The organism is Agrobacterium sp. 16-2014-1-2a, from assembly GCF_053522705.1.
In genome coordinates, this window is the sequence record NZ_JBNWBX010000001.1 from 587,217 (window position 1) to 604,184 (window position 16,968).

The following is a 16,968-nucleotide window of genomic DNA, read 5'->3' on the forward strand; positions in this document are numbered from 1 at the left end:
TAATGGCCGATCTTTCCTCTCTGAAAGACCTCGCCCCTGCATCGGAAGCTTCTGCTCCCGTGCACGTCCGCAAGGTTGACACTCTCGGCCGCTCCTACGCGACCGGCAAGCGCAAGAACGCCGTTGCCCGCGTATGGGTAAAGCCGGGTTCTGGCAAGATCATCATCAACGGCCGCGATTTCACCACGTATTTCGCACGTCCGGTTCTGCAGATGATCCTTCAGCAGCCGATCGTTGCCGTTGCACGCACGGGCCAGTTCGACATCATCGCTACCGTTGCCGGTGGTGGTCTGTCCGGTCAGGCCGGTGCCGTTCGTCACGGTCTGTCCAAGGCCCTCACCTACTTCGAACCTGGCCTGCGCGCCGTTCTGAAGAAGGGTGGCTTCCTGACCCGCGACAGCCGCGTTGTCGAACGTAAGAAGTACGGTAAGGCCAAGGCCCGCCGTTCGTTCCAGTTCTCCAAGCGCTAATCGCTTCTCGGAACCGTTCGTTCAAAACTTCGAAAAGGCGGGGCTTCGGCTCCGCCTTTTTTCATTGCCATCCTCCTTGTTTTTTCGGCGAGAAGACAGCACCCTCAGCGCAAACCGCAATGGGGTGATCAATGCCATCAAAAACCATCGACCATGCCTTCACCGCAGCAACGCTGACATCGGCTGCGACCGACCCGACCCATGCGGGCGTCCTCTCCTTCATGCGGCGCAAATATACCAAAATCCTCAAGGGCGTATCGACGGCCGTCTGGGGTGTCCCCTTCGATGCAGCGACATCCAACAGGCCGGGTGCACGCTTCGGGCCGCAGGCGATCCGCCGCGCCTCCGCGATTTTCGACAACGACCCGCAATATCCCTTCGCCCGCGATCTTTTCGCCCATATGCCGACCATCGATTATGGCGACTGCCTGCTCGACTACGGCAATCACTGGAAAACGCCTGATACAATCGAAAAGGAAGCGCGCAAGATCATCTCCAAGACGGATTATCTGCTAACGCTCGGCGGCGACCATTTCATCACCTGGCCGCTGCTGAAGGCGCATGTGGCAAAGCACGGCCCGCTGGCGCTGGTGCATTTCGATGCGCATCAGGATACCTGGTTCGACGACGGCAAACGCATTGACCATGGTTCCTTCGTGGCACGCGCCGTGCGCGATGGTCTGATCGATGCCGATCGTTCCATCCAGATCGGCATTCGCACCCATGCGCCTGAGGATTTCGGCATCCGCATTCTCCACGGTTACGAGGTGGAGGAGATGCGGGCGAGCGATATGGCCTCGCTGATCATCAAGCACACGGCAGGCATGCCCACTTATCTGACCTTCGATATCGATTGCCTCGATCCAGCCTTTGCGCCCGGAACCGGTACGCCTGTGGCCGGTGGGCCGACAAGCGCCAAGATATTGTCCGTCCTTCGCGGACTCGGCCAGCTCGATATTCGCGGCTCCGACGTGGTGGAGGTCGCGCCCGCTTACGACCATGCTGATATCACTGCCATTGCCGGAGCGACCGTTGCAATGTATATGCTTGGCCTGCGCGCCGAACGGCTGGCGAAGGCCGGCTGAACCGACGCCCGGGCGCTTAGCAAACTGAATCCGATTACACTCGCAACCCTCTGAAAAGTCAGGACAAGGACATGACAGCGAAGATCTTCATCGATGGCGAACACGGCACAACGGGTCTGCAGATCCGCACGCGCCTTGCTGGTCGCCGCGATATCGAGTTGCTGTCCATTCCCGAAGCAGAGCGCCGCAACGCCGCTATCCGCGAGGACATGCTCAACAACGCCGACATTTCGATTCTCTGCCTGCCGGATGATGCTTCCAGAGAAGCTGTCACCATGGTGGCAGGCAACAACAATGTCCGCATCATCGACACCTCGACCGCCTATCGTATCCATAAGGACTGGGCTTACGGTTTTGCCGAAATGGACAAGGAACAGGGCGAAAAGGTTCGTTCCGCCCGCTTCGTCGCCAATCCGGGCTGCTACCCGACCGGTGCGATCGGCCTTCTGCGTCCGCTGCGCGCCGCCGGCATTCTGCCCGATGGTTATCCCGTCAGCGTCAACGCCGTGTCCGGATATACCGGCGGCGGCAAGCAGATGATCGCGCAGATGGAAGATCAGAGCAGGGACGATGCGATCAGTGCCAACAACTTCCTCTATGGCCTGACGCTTGCACACAAGCACGTGCCGGAAATGACCATTCACGGCCAGTTGGACCGCGCCCCGCTGTTTGCACCCTCCGTCGGGCGCTTCCCGCAGGGCATGATCGTGCAGGTTCCGCTGTTTGCCGCCGACCTCAAGGACGGCGCGACCATCGAGACCGTGCATGCCGCGCTCACCGCCCATTATGCCGGACAGGACATCGTCAGCGTCGTTCCGCTTGCCGAAAGCAAGGGGCTGTCCCGCATCGATGCCGAGGAACTGGCGGGCAAGGACACGATGAAGCTGTTCGTCTTCGGCACGCCGGGCGGCGAACACATCAATCTCGTCGCGCTGCTCGACAATCTCGGCAAGGGCGCATCGGGTGCGGCTGTCCAGAACATGGAGCTGATGCTCTCGGCATGAGGCTTTCTGCGTGAGCCTAACTATCCCCCTTTTTCCGGCCTCGTGGAATATCGAGGCCGCAAAACAGATTGCCGATACGCCGGCCGGGGTGGTTTACGAAGTCAGACTTGGCAATGGTTCCCTTGCCATCGCCAAGGTACTTAAACACAAGGTTCTGAAAGACAGCCTTCGCGGGGCGGATTTCATCGAATGGCGGGCAGGTGTCGGCTGCGTGAAGCTGCTCGATCGCTCCGACGACATATTGCTCATGGAACATGCCGGCAATGAGACATTGCGCGACGTGCTTTTTCGCGACGGCGACGATGATGCCACGACCGCAATCGCCGCCGATGTTCTCCTTCACTATCACCAGCCTTCAACGCAGACGCCACCAGCAAGCCTGCTGACGCTGCCGCAATATTTCGAAAGTCTGTTCCGTAAAGCCGAGCACGATCGCAGCGAAGGCACCGACAGCCCCTATATCGAAGCCGCTTCACTTGCCGAGGAGCTTATCGGACACCAAAGCAATATTCGACCGCTGCACGGCGATCTGCATCACGAAAACATCATGCGCAGTGCGCGTGGCTGGATCATCATCGACCCGGCAGGCCTGATCGGCGATGCAGCACTCGACGTCGCCAACATGTTCTCCAATCCGCTCGACCGCTTCGATCTGACACGCAGCGAGGCACGCATCGCCTCCATGGCGTCGATTTTTGCGAAAGCGCTCAAACGGGACGAACGGGTGCTTCTGCAATATGCGTTCGCCTACGGCTGCCTTTCGGCGGCATGGCACGAGGAAGATGGCAACATGCGCGAACGCGACGACGAACTGGCCGTCGCGACAACCATCAAGTCTGTCCTGAAGCAATTTTAAGGGTTTTCAGTCCCTGATCTCAACCGCGACAGGTGCCGGGTATTCGCCGAGGAAGCCTCGCCAATGGGCGACTGCAAAACCAAGTACCAGCAGCGCCATGCCCTGATGGGCGAGCGCCACATGAATGTCCACATGCATCAGAAGCGTGGTAATGCCGAGCGCCGCCTGAATGGAGATCAACACGAAGAACAGTACGGCGCGGCGGGCATGCGGCGTGCCGGGCAAGGCGCGAGCCAAGGACACCATATGCCACAGCGTGGCGGCAAACAGCGTATAGGCGCCGAGGCGGTGGACGAACTGCACCGTCTTCGGGTTTTCGAACAAGTTGATCCACCAGGGCTGTTGCAGGAAAAGATCGCCGGGCAGCAGGGAGCCGTCCATCAGCGGCCACGTGTTGTAGGACAGGCCGGCATTCAGCCCCGCCACCAGCGCGCCGAGATAAATCTGGAACAGACAGAGGAATGTCAGCAGCGCGGCAAAACGGCGGCCGGTCGTTTCATTGGCAGCATCGGCCGAATGGTGCGACAGGCCGCGCAATATCCACATGCACCCCGCAAAGATCAGGCACGCGATCGTCAGATGCGTTGCCAGGCGATATTGCGAGACATCCGTACGGTTGACGAGGCCGGAAGACACCATCCACCAGCCGACGAAGCCCTGAAAGCCGCCAAGCCCCAGAAGGCCGATGAGCGGCAGGCGCAAGCGCCTTTCGATGCGGCCGGTCAGCCAGAAGAAGGCGAGCGGCAGGGCGAAGATGAGGCCGATGGCGCGGGCAAGCAGTCGATGCGCCCACTCCCACCAGAAGATCGTCTTGAACTCATCGAGCGACATGCCCCGGTTGATTTCCTGATATTGGGGAATACGCTTGTAGAGCTGGAATTCCTCTTCCCATTCGGCAACGGAAAGCGGCGGGATGGCGCCGTGGATGGGCTTCCATTCGGTAATTGACAGGCCAGACTCGGTCAGCCGCGTGGCGCCGCCGACAAGCACGAGACAGAAAAGCGTGAAGAGAACGACGCGCAGCCAGATGCGCAGCAGGCGGCGATCCTTCTCCTGTTTCTGCAGGGCAGCCTCCACCACCATTTCCGCAGAACCATTTGCCATCGTCATGCCGCTCGAACGCATCTTTGAGGTCTCCATCATACAGTCATGTTGATTAGCCCCAACCGGCACCACAAAACAAGGCCTCGGGGTTTGCGGCATCCGGTCGCGGCGGTATAATTGCGCCAGACACTAGATCGCCCTGTCTCTGCTTCGAATCACCACGACGATCTAGATTTTTTGTTTTACGCATGTCTTTTCCCCAAAACCGATGACACTTTTGGGATACATGCTCGGTTACGGAAGATTTCATGCACCCTCGCCTCAGATCGCTCATCGGCACCATCGTCATCATCTGCCTCGTCGTCATCTACGCCGTAGCGGCGACGGCCATCGCGTCGGCGACGCTGGCGCAATCTCCATGGTGGGTGCATCTTGCCTACTTCGTGCTGAGTGGGCTTTTGTGGATACTGCCCGCCATGCTGGTCATCAAATGGATGGCCGGCTCCAAAAAACAGGAATAGGCACCTGCCTTCTACGGGACATCCAGAGGTCGCAATTTTATAAACCTCTTGTTTGCCGCTCAACGATATAGTCTCACCGAAACAACCGGAGAGCGTGGATGGCGGCTGAAGCGCCGGTCATAGTCAGCGAGGGTGAAGGACCAGCCGCCGTGCAAAACGAGCGGCGCGGCGCCGATCGACTGGCTATCGATCTCGTCGACGATGCCTCCACTATCCGCGCCGACTGGGAACAGCTGGAGAGCGACCCGCTCAATTCGCTGCATCAGGGTTACGGCTGGTGCTCCATCTGGGCGCACACGCAGGACAGACCCCTCCTCATCATTCGCGGCAGGCAAAGCGGAAAGACCGTGTTCCTGCTGCCGCTCGAAATCGTTCTGGAAGGCGGCATCCGCAAGGCACGTTTTCCCGGCGGCCGTTTCAACAATATCAATACCGGGCTTTTCGACCGGTCCTTCGCCGAAGCAGCCAGCCACAAAACGGCGGCAGCCATTGCCCGCGAAGCGCGAAAGCTGCTGCGTGGCCAGGCGGATATTCTGGCCTTGCAGAACATACCGCTGATCTGGCGTGGCAGGACCAACCCGCTCTCGCATCTGGCATCCGTCGAAAACCAGAACCCGGCTTTCCAGATTCCCTTACTGGCAAATTTTGAGAGCACGCTTCGGCAGATCAACGCCAAGAGGCGCCGGAAGAAATTCCGCATCCAGAGCCGGAGAGCCGAGGAAATGGGTGGTTACAGCCATGTGATCGCCCGTTCGCCACGGGAAAAGTGCGAATTATTGCAGACGTTTTTCCGGCAGAAGGCAGCCCGGTTCGCATCGCAGGGCATTCCGGATGTTTTTCGCGACCAATCGGTAAAAGACTTTTTCTATGACCTCGCAAATTTTCCGGAGATCGGCACAGACAGTCTTCTGGAAATACACGCCATTCGTCTGCATGGTCAAAATGAAGGTTTCATCGCTGCCATATCCGGCCTTTCGCGCAAGCAGGATCACATCATCTGCCAGTTCGGTTCTATCGATGAGACCTTCGCGGAAATCAGCCCCGGTGAGCTGCTGTTCTGGCTAATGATCGAACGGGCTTGCAGTGAAAATGCGGCGATCTTCGATTTCGGCGTCGGTGACCAGCCCTACAAGCGCAGCTGGTGTCCGCTTTTCACCGTGCAGCATGATATTTTCCTGCCGGTGACGTTGAAGGGCCGCGCGGCAGCCTCTGCCTACGTTGCTATTGCCCGGACAAAGAGCCTGATCAAATCCAATCCGGCACTCTATGCGTTCATTCAGCGTTTCCGCGCCGGTCGGCCGAGCATGGACGCAACGCCCGCTGCCGACTGACCAGTTATCGGCCGCGGCATCTCAGGCGGCGCTCAGACGGTCCGGTTTGCGCATGCCGGTCATCGGCAATGCCTGCTCGTAGCCGTGGGCAACCAGTTCTCCGAGGGTCTTTTCCAGCAATTCGCTATCATTACCGGGAACGGACACGACGATTTCCGCCGGCAGATTGCGCAGCATTTTCTCAAGGCTCGATATCTGCACCGCGCCGCATTCCACCAGAACCGTGTCATAGGCGTCGGAAAGCGCGCTGAGGATCATCGTCAGCCGGTCGATGGCGCGCATGGCCTCACGCGGCTGCGCATTGCCGCGCGGCACGATATGGGCATCGGAAAGCCGGTCGCCGTGAATGGTTTCGCCAAAGGCGGCGGCACCCGCCAAAAGGTCCATGACGCCCGGCAGTCCGGTCTCAGGCGCCATCAGGCGCGTTGGACAGGCCGACGCCGTCATATCGACGAGAACGACCGAACGGCCCATTTCGGACAGGGCGCGCGCCAGCATGACGGTGGTGGTCGAACCACTATCACCAGCTGGAGACACGACCGCTGCGACGGATTTGGCAAGACGGGTGGCGAGGAAAGACGCGACGGCGTCGATCGAGAAATTGTCGGCGTTGTCGATCTCTTCTTCCGCAGCGTCCGCTTTCGCAACCATGGCGTCTGCAGCCGGCAGGACCGGTTTGGCAGCAACCGCTGCGACCGGTATCTGCGCTTCCTGTTCGACAATGGACTGGCGGGCAGCGGCAGGCATGGAACGAACCGCAGGCGTCGCATCCTCTTCACGTGCGGGAAGCGGTTGCTCCGGCGTATCCGGTGTCTCATTCGTGTCAGCACGCGCTTTGGCGGGCGGTGGCGGATCGGACAGCGGCGGGACATGGGTCTTGCCAACCGGCTTCAACGCCCGCCCGGTGAACAGTTCCACGAGCATGACGACGATGCAGGAGAGAAGGAAGGCCGCCAGCGTGACGACAATGGTGATGGCGCCGGTCTTCGGGAAGTAGGGTTCGCGCGGCTCCACTGCAGTTGAAATCACGCGGGCATCGGCGGGCGTGGATTCGGCTGAACCGGCGCGCGACGTCGCCTCGCGGTAACGGGCGAGATAGGTTTCAAGAAGCTGGCGCTGAGCCGAAGCCTCGCGCTCCAGGTCGTTGAGGCCAACCTGCTGCTCACCGGCGCGTACGCTTTCCGTTTTCAGCACATTCAACTGCTGAACCAGTTGCCGCTCCCGCAGGCGGGACACATTGGCCTCGTTTTCGAGACTTGCGAGCACCTTGCGGGTCTCTTCCTGAATCTGCCGCTGTATGCCGTCAATTTGGCTTCGCAGCGCCTTGATACGCGGATGGCCTTCCAGCAGCGAGGAAGACAGATCGGAAATCTGGCTGCGCATGGCAGCCTCGCTTTCCTTCAGTCTCTGGATCATCGGCGAGGCGACGACGTCGGGGAAAGTATCCAGCGGGCGGCCGCTCGAAAGCGCGTTGCGCACGCCTTCTGCCCGCGCCTCCGCATTCGCCCGCTCGCCGCGGATACGGCCAAGTTCGGTCGAGATATCGCTGAGTTGCCGGGTGGCGAGCGTTTCGCCCTGCCCTGCCGACAGAATATCGGACGAGGCGCGGTAATCCGCGACCTTCCTGTCCGCATCGCGAACCTTCTCACGCAGACTGGCGATTTCCGGCTCCAGCCAGCGTGCCGCCTCCGTGCTTGTGTCCAGTTTCGCGCCGCTCTGCAGCGCGATATAGGCCTTCATCATCGCGTTGGGGACTGCTGCCGCAAGCATGGGGTCCTCGGACGAGAACTCGACCGTGATGACGCGCGAGCTTTCGACCTGGTAGACCTGCAACCTCTCCTGGAACGCTTTCAGTATCCGTTCCTCTGGCGGCACCTGCTGCGGATCTTTCTTGACGCCGACAGCAACCAGCAGCTTCGAGACAAGAGAAGGACGCGCCGCCGGGTCAAGCTCCTGCCGCTCATAAAGCTTCATATCTTTCGCGACCTGCTTGATAAGGTCGACCGATTGCAGGATCTGCACCTGGCTGGAGATGGTCAATTCATCGAGCACGGGTTCGGCGGGCGCATTCGACTGCTGCGACGCACCGAAGGAGGCCGCGCGCGATTCGATGAGGACGCGCGCCTCGCCCTTGTAAGCGGGCGACATCATGCTTGCGACAACGAAGGCGGCGCCCCCGGCAAGCAGCGTGATCGCCGCTATCCTGCCCTTGCGCTGCCATATGGCAGCGACGAGCCGCGCGAGATCGATATCCACATCTCTGTCATCAATGCGATCGCCGTTCATACGGGCTCCGTAACCGAGATACACCTCGGGCGCTCAAATATAGAGGCCAATTTTCGCGAAGTGTAAGTCTTTCCGGTAACACAACAGTTAATTGTGACGAAGCCCACGAAATAAAGCCGATATTACCATCCTTGCGACTGGCTGTTTACCGCCCATTAACCCTAACAGAACGATAAGAATGCTCATAGTTCGACTCGGAGCCAGATGAGATGCCGCTCGCCGGATCACGACATGTCACCGCACTGACGCTTGCCGTTCTAACGGCCCTTTCCGGTTGCGCGGCATATCAACCTGCGCCCAAGGCGTTTCACGAGGGCGCCCTGCAGCCCTATCATGTCGATAGCGGTGACAGGCTGCGCATCAACGTGTTCGAACAGACCGGGCTGACAAATACCTATACGGTCGATCAGGCTGGCTATGTCGCCTTCCCGCTTGTCGGCCAGGTTCCCGCCCGAGGCAAGACGCTGCCGCAGCTCGAAGCCGCCATTGCCGCCAAGTTGCGTCAGGGTTATCTGCGCGATCCCGACGTCACGATCGAGATCGATCGTTATCGCCCCGTCTTCATCATGGGCGAAGTCGGCCGTCCTGGCCAATATTCCTACGTGCCGGGCATGACGGCGCAGAACGCCATCGCCATCGCCGGCGGCTTCACGCCACGCGCCAATCAGGCCGATGTCGATATCACCCGCAAGATCAATACCGAGGTGATGACCGGCCGGATCGGGATCACCGCACCAATTCTTGCGGGCGATACGGTCTATGTGCGTGAACGCTTCTTCTGAAAAACGGAGCGGCTGACATGGCGGATGACGGTCCTCCCCTGCGCATCATTCACTGTTTCCGCTCTCCCGTCGGTGGCGTGTTCCGCCATGTCCGCGACCTGATCGAAGAACACGTCAAGCAGGGCCACAAGGTCGGCATCGTCTGTGACAGCTCGACCGGCGGCGCGCATGAGGAACGGCTTTTCGCGCAGATCGCCCCGATGCTGGAGCTAGGGTTGACCCGCCTGCCGATCAAGCGGTCGATAAGCCCCGGCGACCTGTGGGCACTCGTTAAGTCCTACAACCATATCAAAAGTTTGCGGCCGGATATTTTGCATGGGCACAGCGCCAAGGGTGGCGCTCTGGCCCGGCTGATCGGCTCACTGTTGCGGGTGAACAAGTATCGCGTAGCCCGCCTCTATTCGCCGCACGGCGGCAGCCTGCATTACGATCGCAAAAGCCTTAAAGGGCAGCTGTTCCTGCGTATCGAGCGGTTTCAGGAGCATTTCACGGACGCCCTGTGTTTCGTTTGCAATTTCGAACAGGAAACCTACGAAACCAAGGTCGGCAAACCACGCACCCGCACGGCGATGATCTATAACGGCGTGCAGGAAAGCGAGTTTGAAACCGTGCCCACCCGCGAAGGGGCAGCGCGCTTTCTCTATATCGGCATGTTGCGTGACCTGAAGGGGCCCGACATCTTCATCAAGGCATTCGCCAAGATGGAACGCAGCATCGGCCAGCCCATGTCCGGCGTCATTGTGGGCGATGGGCCGGACAGGGACAAATATGCTGATATGATCGCCAAGGCCGGACTTTCGCAGCGCATTTCCATGCACGCCGCCATGCCCGCCAGACAGGCATTTGCGCTGGCGACGACTGTTGTCGTTCCCTCACGCGCCGAGGCGATGCCTTACATCGTGCTGGAAGCGCTTGCTGCGGGGAAAACCGTCATCGCCTCGCATGTTGGAGGCATAGCTGAGGTTCTGGGAGAAGACAGCGAGGCGCTCGTTCCGGCTGGAGACGCCGATGCGCTGGCAAAGATAATGGTCAAGGATGCCGAGAGCCCGGACTGGGGGAAACGGGTGATGCCCCGCCCCGACAGCTTCAAGGCGAAATTTTCAACGCCTGTCATGGCCGACGACATGATGAAGCTCTATCGTCACCTGCTTTCGCTCTAGAAACATTTCAAAAACACGATTTTTAATTGTATATTCCGCCGTCCTGTAGAAACTCATCATAAACGTTTCTTAGCATGTTTCGGCTAGTTTCCTGCTCGTAGAGCGCACGTATCCGCACGGATGCGAAAACTGTGCTCTACCACTTTGAAGTTGCGCATCGTTCCCTTCGAAAATCGATTCCGATTTTCGGGCCGATGGGCTGGAGGGTGCGGACCAAAGCAATGACCAAGGCTGACAAGGGAAGACTTGAATTCGATCTGGCAACGTTGCGCCAGCAAATCTCCGAGCGCGATACGGGTGAGCCTTCCGCATCGGAAAGCGTTGTTCTCAATCCACTTGCACGGCAGATCGCCAACCAGCTTCGCGCCGGCAACCATTCGCCAAACATGGTCATCGGCCAATTGCGTCTTCTCGAATTTTCGATGCTGGCGATCACCGCGGCCATCGTCAATGGCATCGCTGCCCGGCAGGGGCTTGAAACCTTTCTTGCGGTTTTCGGCATTGGGGTGCTGGGCGCGGCGGTTTGCGTGTTTCTTTTGCAGGCCGGCGACTGTTACCAGTTGCCGACGCTGCGCGCGCCGCTGAAAATGTTTGCCCGCATTCAGGGCGCCGTCTGCCTGTCCTTCGTCACCGTCGCCGGCATCCTTCTCCTGTTTTTGCCAGAAGCGCTGCATTCCTGGCAGACTTTTGCCATCTGGTACGCCACCGGCGCAATCGCCATTTTCACCGGACGGCTGATCCTCGGCTTCGCCATTCGCCACTGGGGCCGCAACGGCGTGATGGAGCGTCGCGCCGTGATCGTCGGTGGCGGCGATGCCGCCAAGGACCTCATCCGCTCGCTCGAACAGCAAACGGACAATGATATCCGCATCTGCGGCATTTTCGACGACCGGAAAAGCGAGCGTTCGCCCGATGTGGTTGCCGGCTACCCCAAGCTCGGCACCTTCGCGGAACTGGTGGAATTCGCCCGCCTGACGAAGCTCGACATGCTGATCATCGCCCTGCCGCTCAGTGCCGAGGCGCGTATCCTCCAGCTCCTGCGCAAGCTTTGGGTGCTACCCGTCGATATCCGCATCGCGGCGCATGCCAACAAATTGCGTTTCCGCCCCCGCGCCTATTCCCATGTCGGCGCGGTGCCGATGCTCGACGTGTTCGACAAGCCGATACGCGACTGGGATTCGGTCGGGAAACGGGTGTTCGACATCGTTTTCAGCATTATCGGTATCGTTCTGTTGTGGCCGGTGATGCTGGGCGCGGCGATTGCCGTCAAGACGACATCCAAAGGCCCGGTGTTCTTCAAGCAGAAGCGTCATGGCTTCAACAATGAAACGATCAATGTCTGGAAGTTCCGTTCCATGTATACGGAACTCAGCGACCCCACGGCGAAAAAGGCGGTCACGAAAAACGATCCGCGCGTCACGCCGGTCGGGCGATTCCTGCGAAAATCCTCGATGGACGAGCTGCCACAGCTCTTTAACGTTCTTTACGGCGATCTTTCTTTGGTCGGGCCGCGTCCGCACGCCGTGCACGCCCAGACGGGCGACCTGAAATATACCGAGGTGGTGGAGCATTATTTTGCCCGGCACAAGGTCAAGCCCGGTGTTACCGGCTGGGCGCAGATCAATGGCTGGCGTGGTGAGATCGACCACGGCGATAAGATCAAGTTCCGCACCGAATACGATCTCTATTATATCGAGAACTGGTCGCTGCTTCTCGATCTCAAGATCCTGTTCCTGACGCCGATCCGGCTGCTCAAATCGGAAAATGCCTATTGACCCACACCGGTTACCAGCACGCACCGGATTTTGACGCACCGCTTGCCGCCATGCGGCTGGTCGGCGCGTTCTTCATTGCCTTCGGCGTCTTTCTTTCCGGCTTCGTGATTTCCGAACCGGCGCCCTATGAGCTGATGATGGTAGGGCAAGTGGCCATCTGGTTCCTGCTGGGCTTGCGCCTTTCGCGCACCGTCGTCCTGCTTCTGTGCCTGCTGCTTGCCTTCAATGTCGGCGGTTATCTTTCGCTCACCACCATGGCCAATCTTGACGAGGGGCCGCTTTATCTCGCCGTATCGACCTTTCTGGCGCTGACCTCGGTTTTTTATGCTGCCATCATCGAGGACAAGCACCAGCGGCTGCTGCTGATTTTCCGGGCCTGGCTCGCCGCAGCGTTGATTACCTCCCTGCTCGGCATCATCGGTTATTTTCACGCCATTCCCGGTTTCGAGGTCTTTACCCTTTACGATCGCGCCAAGGGCGCCTTTCAGGACCCGAACGTCTTCGGCCCCTTCCTGGTGACGCCGTCGCTGTACCTGATTTACGGCCTGCTCTCCGGCAAGGCGATGCATGCGCCATGGCGGATCCTTGGCCTGCTCATTCTGTCTCTTGCCGTGTTCCTGTCGTTTTCACGCGCCGCATGGGGCCTTTTCCTGTTTTCCGCAGTGCTTCTGGTTTTCGTCATGCTGCTGAAAGAGCGTACGGCGGCATTCCGGCTGAAAATCCTCGTTCTGTTTCTCGTCGCCGTGGCATTGATGGTGGCAGCCGTCATCATCGCTCTGCAATTCAAGCAGGTAGCAGACCTGTTCTCCAGCCGCGCCTCGGCGGTGCAATCCTATGATGGCGGCCATCTCGGACGTTTTGCCCGCCACTATCTCGGTTTCCTGATGGCGATGGAACATCCGCTCGGCATCGGCCCCATGGTGTTCGACGACATCTTTCCCGCCGCGGAACATAATATCTGGCTGAAGAGCCTGACCACGCATGGCTGGTTCGGCTTCGTCATCTATCTCACGCTGATCTGCTGGACCATTGCCGCCTGCTTCAAACTGCTGCTGCGCCAGCGGCCCTGGCAGCCGTTTCTCATCATTTCCTGGGTAACCTTTGTCGGGCATGTGATGATCGGCAACGTCATTGACACCGACCACTGGCGGCATTTCTTCCTGCTGCTCGGCATATTGTGGGGATGCATGGCTCTGGAAAAGCGCGAAAGCCTGCGCCAAAGCAGAAGTGCCACATAAAGTCCTTACCCTTACGGAACCTTACATTATTTCATGCGTTTAGCCCGCGATCATGATTGTCAAACGGGGAGACATCCTATGACGCAGACGAACAATCTCTATTTCATCATTGGCGCACTTCTGGTGGTTCTTGTCGGGCTTGGAGCCTATGTCTGGCACGAAGAAAGCAAACCGAAGGGGATCGAGATGAATATCGGCCCGAACGGTGTTTCCGTGCAGGAAAACTGAGCACTTCCAGTAAAAAATGCGTAGCGGTTTCATGACTGAAACCAAGGCATTGAGTGCGTCCAACGCTTCGTTTCATTAGAGACGCACTATATGTCCGCAAGCGTCGCGCAAAGTTCGGCTATTAGACCGGGTGCATCCCAAGCTTGAGACGGCTGGGGATACACCCGGTCTTCTTATGAGAGGAGACGAAAGGCGGGATCGAGAATCTTCGCCGAGCCGGTTCGGTATGCATGACGTGTATCGGCCTGATCATGGAAACAGTGAGCGCAATGGTCTCCTCCGTCGACCTGTCCACACGCATCAACTCCACCAAACTCGCACTCAAGGCCATCAAGGAGCAGGAGGACAATTCCGCTTCGACCTCCTCGCCACGAACTGCGATCCTCGACTCCTACGGGATCGACACCTCGCCCTCCTCCACCAATACGCGGCTGACCCAGCTTCTGGCGCAATATGCGCAAGTCTCCGGCACTGACGCGGAGACCGACGACACCAGCACGCAGGCGCCCTCCGGCGACATTACACAGGCCAGTTTCATGACAAGCCTGAAGGCGACGCTGGAAGAACTCTCCAAGGACCCCAGCAAAGCTACGCAAGCCAAGGCAATGCTGGAAGCGCTGGCCGCTGGAACGCTGACAGTCTCCGATCCTACCGAAGGCACAAAGATAAAAGCCTGGGACGTGGAGGCCGACAAGACAACCACCTCAAAACCGGCAACCGAGATCACCACGACCGGCTGGAGCGATTTTCTGAAGGACCACCTCAAGCGCGACGGTTCCGCTTATGCCAAGACCACCGGTGGCGCCTATGTCGACAGTATTTCCGGCGACAATGCATTTTTTGGCAATGTCGGCAGTCGGTATTATTATCTGACCTGGCCGCAGGCGAAAACCGGAACCCTGACGGTTTAAGCCAACGTTTCCGGCGCGGGTCGCAAAGAGCGCCGCCGCACTTTCGTAGATCTGCTGCGACATGAATCATGCCGCAGCATTGTCTCTCTGCATCGTTCAGACGGCAGGTGCTGCGGCTTGTTCCGTTCCGCCGGAAAGCGCCTTTTGCAGTTGTGCTTCCTGCTCTGGCGAAAGCGAGGTTTTGATGACCCGCCCACGAAGACCCTCCAGTTCCGCCATCACCTTTTCCGGCTGCACCTTGCGGATCAGCACGAACAACGCCGAAGAGCCATTCGGGATGGTTTCACCCAGAGATTTGATGAAATCGTCGTCGATGCCGTAATCCGTCAGCGACCCCGCAAGCGCACCCGTTCCCGCACCGATCGCGCCGCCAATCGCAAATCCCGCGAGCGGATTGAGGAACAGCAGGCCAACGAGGCCGCCCCAGAGACCACCGGAGAGAAAACCGGAGCTTGCACCGATCGCCGTCAGATTGACGCTCTGCTTCAGGTGCACCTTGCCGTTTTCATCGCGAACGACGACGACGGCATCTTCCAGATCGACCAGATATTCCTTTTTCATTCCAGCAAGTTTCAGAAGGACCCGGTCGGCCTCTTCCGTTCCGTCAAAACCGACAACGACGAGTTCGGACATGTTTCATCTCCCTGAATTTCAGTTTCGCTTAGATTGGAACGCCAAAGAACACGGCAGGTTCCCGCCATGATGGAAGGATGATGTGTCACGCGTTTGACGGGCAACATCTTCGGGAAGAAAGTCCCCTGCCCACCGTCCACAGCCTTTGTTCCTTTTTTCAAGAAAAGGCTATTTTCCGCTTGCGCCCTAACAGGCTTATATATAAACGGCTTTCAGGTTCGGAGCGTAGCGCAGCCCGGTAGCGCACTTGACTGGGGGTCAAGGGGTCGTGGGTTCGAATCCCGCCGCTCCGACCATTAAAAACAGATAGATAGCCAGTTCCCCCAGAGCTGGCTATAATTTTTTCAGCCACATTCTCGCCGGCGCCATGCGCGAATTGACAAGATGCGGTGTGGGTGTGCGTTTATCCAAGCCTGAGAACGAGGTGTGCTGTGATGGTCAAAAAAACAAAAATTGAACACTCGGAATTCTCAGGCGAATTTGAAGACGACGGTATCACGGTTCTGGTTGATATCTACCGGCCGGCTGGCACCCAGCAGGATTGGACGCTCGAGGTTATCAGCGAGCATGATGATGTCACCACCTGGGAAGAACCTTTCACGACAGACAAGGACGCCTGGGAAGAATTCCTGGCCACCTGTGAGAAAGATGGAATTCGCAGCTTCCTGGACGGCGAAGATCCATCTGTTCATTGACGCTTGACACTGCGGTGCGAGGCCGTGGCGGGCGCGAGTGCATTCAACGATAATTCCAGAAATATACTCTTATTGCAAAGCCTGTGACCGTCCAGAGACGGCACGCATTTGCCTTGTTGACTCTCTGCTAAAATTAGAACATTTAGTGAACAAACGAGAGGTCAACCGATATGCCCGATGCGGAAAAAATCACCCCTGTACGGCCTGACGACATAGCTGGATATGTCATCCAGTGTCATGATGGCGATGCGAAGGCGGCTGTTGAAACGCTGCTGGGCGAAATTGAACATTTGCAGGAACAGCTTTCCCTTGCGGTTGCCATCATGGGAAAAGGCTATACGCGTGGATGGACGCCGGATTTGGGAAGTGACTGAACCAGCCACAAGCTGCGTTTGATGCAGCTTGTGGAATATCAGTGAATGCTGCGCAGCCTTCAGGCCTTTTCAGCCAGTTCGCCGATTTCGCGGTCAATCAGATAAAGCGCATTGGGACCGTCACCGATCAGCTCGATCTTGCCCATTATCGTGCGGCACAGGCTGTCCTCCTCATGCTGTTCGTTCACGAACCATTGCAGGAAGGATGTGGTCGCATGGTCTTTTTCAGACCGCGCGAGATCAACCGCCGCGTTGATGGCGGCGGTGACACGCGATTCGTGTTGCGCGACAATTGCAAACAACCCCTTGATATCGTTTGCGGTGACCTGTGGGGCAGGCAGCTCGGTGAAAATAACTGGAGCTCCGAGATCGTTCAGAAAGCTGAAGATGCGGTGCATATGCTCCAGCTCTTCGGCAGCATGGCCAAGCAGAAACTTGTAGCAACCATCGAGATTGCGCTCAGCCGCCCAGGCGGCTGCCTGAAGATAGGCGTGGTGGGCGCGCAATTCGCCGTTGAGCAGGTCGTTCAATGTCGTTTCGACTAGTTTATTTGCCATTGGTTTATCCTTGTTATG

At 58.4% G+C, this 16,968-nt stretch carries 18 protein-coding genes and 1 tRNA gene; 15 read left to right on the plus strand and 4 right to left on the minus strand.

From position 1 onward, the window contains the following. The first annotated feature begins 2 nt into the window (after window positions 1-2). From rpsI to ACQZ45_RS02895, 4 genes are all read left to right on the plus strand, one after another. Entirely contained in the window at window positions 3-470 is a 468-nt protein-coding gene (rpsI, locus tag ACQZ45_RS02880) for a 30S ribosomal protein S9 (protein WP_003512631.1), read from the plus strand. Between the two features lie 131 nt (window positions 471-601). Continuing rightward, a complete protein-coding gene (gene speB / locus ACQZ45_RS02885; RefSeq protein WP_113291481.1) occupies window positions 602-1,555 on the plus strand; it encodes an agmatinase in 954 nt (317 codons plus the stop codon). Window positions 1,556-1,626: 71 nt separating this feature from the next. Next, the gene (gene argC / locus ACQZ45_RS02890; protein ID WP_019565461.1) at window positions 1,627-2,559 is read left to right on the plus strand and encodes an N-acetyl-gamma-glutamyl-phosphate reductase; all 933 of its coding nucleotides are present in this window, start codon (window positions 1,627-1,629) and stop codon (window positions 2,557-2,559) included. A gap of 10 nt (window positions 2,560-2,569) precedes the next feature. Continuing rightward, on the plus strand, window positions 2,570-3,415 hold the full coding sequence (locus tag ACQZ45_RS02895) for an aminoglycoside phosphotransferase family protein (RefSeq protein WP_448742133.1): 846 nt from the start codon (window positions 2,570-2,572) through the stop codon (window positions 3,413-3,415). 6 nt (window positions 3,416-3,421) lie between these two features. Here the strand turns inward: ACQZ45_RS02895 and ACQZ45_RS02900 are convergent, their stop codons facing one another. Next, window positions 3,422-4,540, minus strand: coding sequence for a COX15/CtaA family protein (locus tag ACQZ45_RS02900; protein ID WP_113291479.1), 1,119 nt, complete (start codon window positions 4,538-4,540; stop codon window positions 3,422-3,424). Between the two features lie 227 nt (window positions 4,541-4,767). Between ACQZ45_RS02900 and ACQZ45_RS02905 the strand changes: the two genes are divergently transcribed. Together ACQZ45_RS02905 and uppA are read left to right on the plus strand one after the other, a co-directional pair. Then, window positions 4,768-4,980 (plus strand): DUF2842 domain-containing protein, encoded by a 213-nt coding sequence (locus ACQZ45_RS02905; protein WP_003512618.1) that lies wholly within the window; start codon window positions 4,768-4,770, stop codon window positions 4,978-4,980. 98 nt (window positions 4,981-5,078) lie between these two features. Further along, complete coding sequence (gene uppA, locus ACQZ45_RS02910; protein WP_113291478.1) at window positions 5,079-6,311, plus strand: polysaccharide biosynthesis GNAT family N-acetyltransferase UppA; 1,233 nt, start codon at window positions 5,079-5,081, stop codon at window positions 6,309-6,311. A gap of 21 nt (window positions 6,312-6,332) precedes the next feature. Here the strand turns inward: uppA and uppB are convergent, their stop codons facing one another. After that, a complete protein-coding gene (uppB, locus tag ACQZ45_RS02915; RefSeq protein ID WP_113291477.1) occupies window positions 6,333-8,597 on the minus strand; it encodes a polysaccharide biosynthesis protein UppB in 2,265 nt (754 codons plus the stop codon). 209 nt (window positions 8,598-8,806) lie between these two features. Between uppB and uppC the strand changes: the two genes are divergently transcribed. From uppC to ACQZ45_RS02945, 6 genes are all read left to right on the plus strand, one after another. After that, window positions 8,807-9,379 (plus strand): polysaccharide export protein UppC, encoded by a 573-nt coding sequence (gene uppC, locus ACQZ45_RS02920; RefSeq protein WP_003512614.1) that lies wholly within the window; start codon window positions 8,807-8,809, stop codon window positions 9,377-9,379. A gap of 17 nt (window positions 9,380-9,396) precedes the next feature. Then, a complete protein-coding gene (uppD, locus tag ACQZ45_RS02925; RefSeq protein ID WP_038490701.1) occupies window positions 9,397-10,539 on the plus strand; it encodes a polysaccharide biosynthesis type 4 glycosyltransferase UppD in 1,143 nt (380 codons plus the stop codon). Between the two features lie 221 nt (window positions 10,540-10,760). Then, a complete protein-coding gene (gene uppE / locus ACQZ45_RS02930; RefSeq protein ID WP_065661099.1) occupies window positions 10,761-12,314 on the plus strand; it encodes a polysaccharide biosynthesis glycosyltransferase UppE in 1,554 nt (517 codons plus the stop codon). Further along, entirely contained in the window at window positions 12,311-13,552 is a 1,242-nt protein-coding gene (gene uppF / locus ACQZ45_RS02935) for a polysaccharide biosynthesis O-antigen ligase family protein UppF (protein WP_065661100.1), read from the plus strand. Before uppE ends, uppF begins: the two co-directional genes overlap by 4 nt. Window positions 13,553-13,630: 78 nt before the next feature. Next, window positions 13,631-13,780 (plus strand): hypothetical protein, encoded by a 150-nt coding sequence (locus ACQZ45_RS02940; protein ID WP_003512607.1) that lies wholly within the window; start codon window positions 13,631-13,633, stop codon window positions 13,778-13,780. A gap of 230 nt (window positions 13,781-14,010) precedes the next feature. Next, the gene (locus ACQZ45_RS02945; RefSeq protein ID WP_113291476.1) at window positions 14,011-14,691 is read left to right on the plus strand and encodes a hypothetical protein; all 681 of its coding nucleotides are present in this window, start codon (window positions 14,011-14,013) and stop codon (window positions 14,689-14,691) included. Window positions 14,692-14,787: 96 nt separating this feature from the next. Here the strand turns inward: ACQZ45_RS02945 and ACQZ45_RS02950 are convergent, their stop codons facing one another. Beyond that, on the minus strand, window positions 14,788-15,324 hold the full coding sequence (locus ACQZ45_RS02950; protein ID WP_003512604.1) for a DUF1269 domain-containing protein: 537 nt from the start codon (window positions 15,322-15,324) through the stop codon (window positions 14,788-14,790). Between the two features lie 219 nt (window positions 15,325-15,543). On the opposite strand from ACQZ45_RS02950, the gene ACQZ45_RS02955 reads away from it, so the two are divergent. The 3 genes from ACQZ45_RS02955 to ACQZ45_RS02965 all read left to right on the plus strand — a co-directional run bounded on the left by ACQZ45_RS02955 (window position 15,544) and on the right by ACQZ45_RS02965 (window position 16,393). After that, window positions 15,544-15,620: transfer RNA gene (locus ACQZ45_RS02955), tRNA-Pro, on the plus strand. A gap of 138 nt (window positions 15,621-15,758) precedes the next feature. Continuing rightward, window positions 15,759-16,019 (plus strand): hypothetical protein, encoded by a 261-nt coding sequence (locus ACQZ45_RS02960; RefSeq protein WP_003512603.1) that lies wholly within the window; start codon window positions 15,759-15,761, stop codon window positions 16,017-16,019. Between the two features lie 170 nt (window positions 16,020-16,189). Continuing rightward, window positions 16,190-16,393 (plus strand): hypothetical protein, encoded by a 204-nt coding sequence (locus ACQZ45_RS02965; protein ID WP_013635930.1) that lies wholly within the window; start codon window positions 16,190-16,192, stop codon window positions 16,391-16,393. A gap of 59 nt (window positions 16,394-16,452) precedes the next feature. On the opposite strand, the gene ACQZ45_RS02970 is transcribed toward ACQZ45_RS02965, so the two are convergent. Further along, the gene (locus ACQZ45_RS02970) at window positions 16,453-16,950 is read right to left on the minus strand and encodes a ferritin (RefSeq protein WP_003512602.1); all 498 of its coding nucleotides are present in this window, start codon (window positions 16,948-16,950) and stop codon (window positions 16,453-16,455) included. Window positions 16,951-16,968 lie beyond the last annotated feature (18 nt).

Excerpts from the sequence above, each read along its gene's own strand:
- ACQZ45_RS02970 (WP_003512602.1), bottom strand. The coding sequence starts at position 16,950 with ATGGCAAATAAACTAGTCGAAACGACATTGAACGACCTGCTCAACGGC.
- uppA (WP_113291478.1), top strand. The coding sequence starts at position 5,079 with ATGGCGGCTGAAGCGCCGGTCATAGTCAGCGAGGGTGAAGGACCAGCC.
- ACQZ45_RS02940 (WP_003512607.1), top strand. The coding sequence starts at position 13,631 with ATGACGCAGACGAACAATCTCTATTTCATCATTGGCGCACTTCTGGTG.
- ACQZ45_RS02905 (WP_003512618.1), top strand. The coding sequence starts at position 4,768 with ATGCACCCTCGCCTCAGATCGCTCATCGGCACCATCGTCATCATCTGC.
- argC (WP_019565461.1), top strand. The coding sequence starts at position 1,627 with ATGACAGCGAAGATCTTCATCGATGGCGAACACGGCACAACGGGTCTG.
- uppC (WP_003512614.1), top strand. The coding sequence starts at position 8,807 with ATGCCGCTCGCCGGATCACGACATGTCACCGCACTGACGCTTGCCGTT.
- ACQZ45_RS02950 (WP_003512604.1), bottom strand. The coding sequence starts at position 15,324 with ATGTCCGAACTCGTCGTTGTCGGTTTTGACGGAACGGAAGAGGCCGAC.
- ACQZ45_RS02965 (WP_013635930.1), top strand. The coding sequence starts at position 16,190 with ATGCCCGATGCGGAAAAAATCACCCCTGTACGGCCTGACGACATAGCT.
- speB (WP_113291481.1), top strand. The coding sequence starts at position 602 with ATGCCATCAAAAACCATCGACCATGCCTTCACCGCAGCAACGCTGACA.
- rpsI (WP_003512631.1), top strand. The coding sequence starts at position 3 with ATGGCCGATCTTTCCTCTCTGAAAGACCTCGCCCCTGCATCGGAAGCT.
- uppE (WP_065661099.1), top strand. The coding sequence starts at position 10,761 with ATGACCAAGGCTGACAAGGGAAGACTTGAATTCGATCTGGCAACGTTG.
- ACQZ45_RS02960 (WP_003512603.1), top strand. The coding sequence starts at position 15,759 with ATGGTCAAAAAAACAAAAATTGAACACTCGGAATTCTCAGGCGAATTT.
- uppD (WP_038490701.1), top strand. The coding sequence starts at position 9,397 with ATGGCGGATGACGGTCCTCCCCTGCGCATCATTCACTGTTTCCGCTCT.
- ACQZ45_RS02900 (WP_113291479.1), bottom strand. The coding sequence starts at position 4,540 with ATGCGTTCGAGCGGCATGACGATGGCAAATGGTTCTGCGGAAATGGTG.
- ACQZ45_RS02945 (WP_113291476.1), top strand. The coding sequence starts at position 14,011 with ATGACGTGTATCGGCCTGATCATGGAAACAGTGAGCGCAATGGTCTCC.
- uppB (WP_113291477.1), bottom strand. The coding sequence starts at position 8,597 with ATGAACGGCGATCGCATTGATGACAGAGATGTGGATATCGATCTCGCG.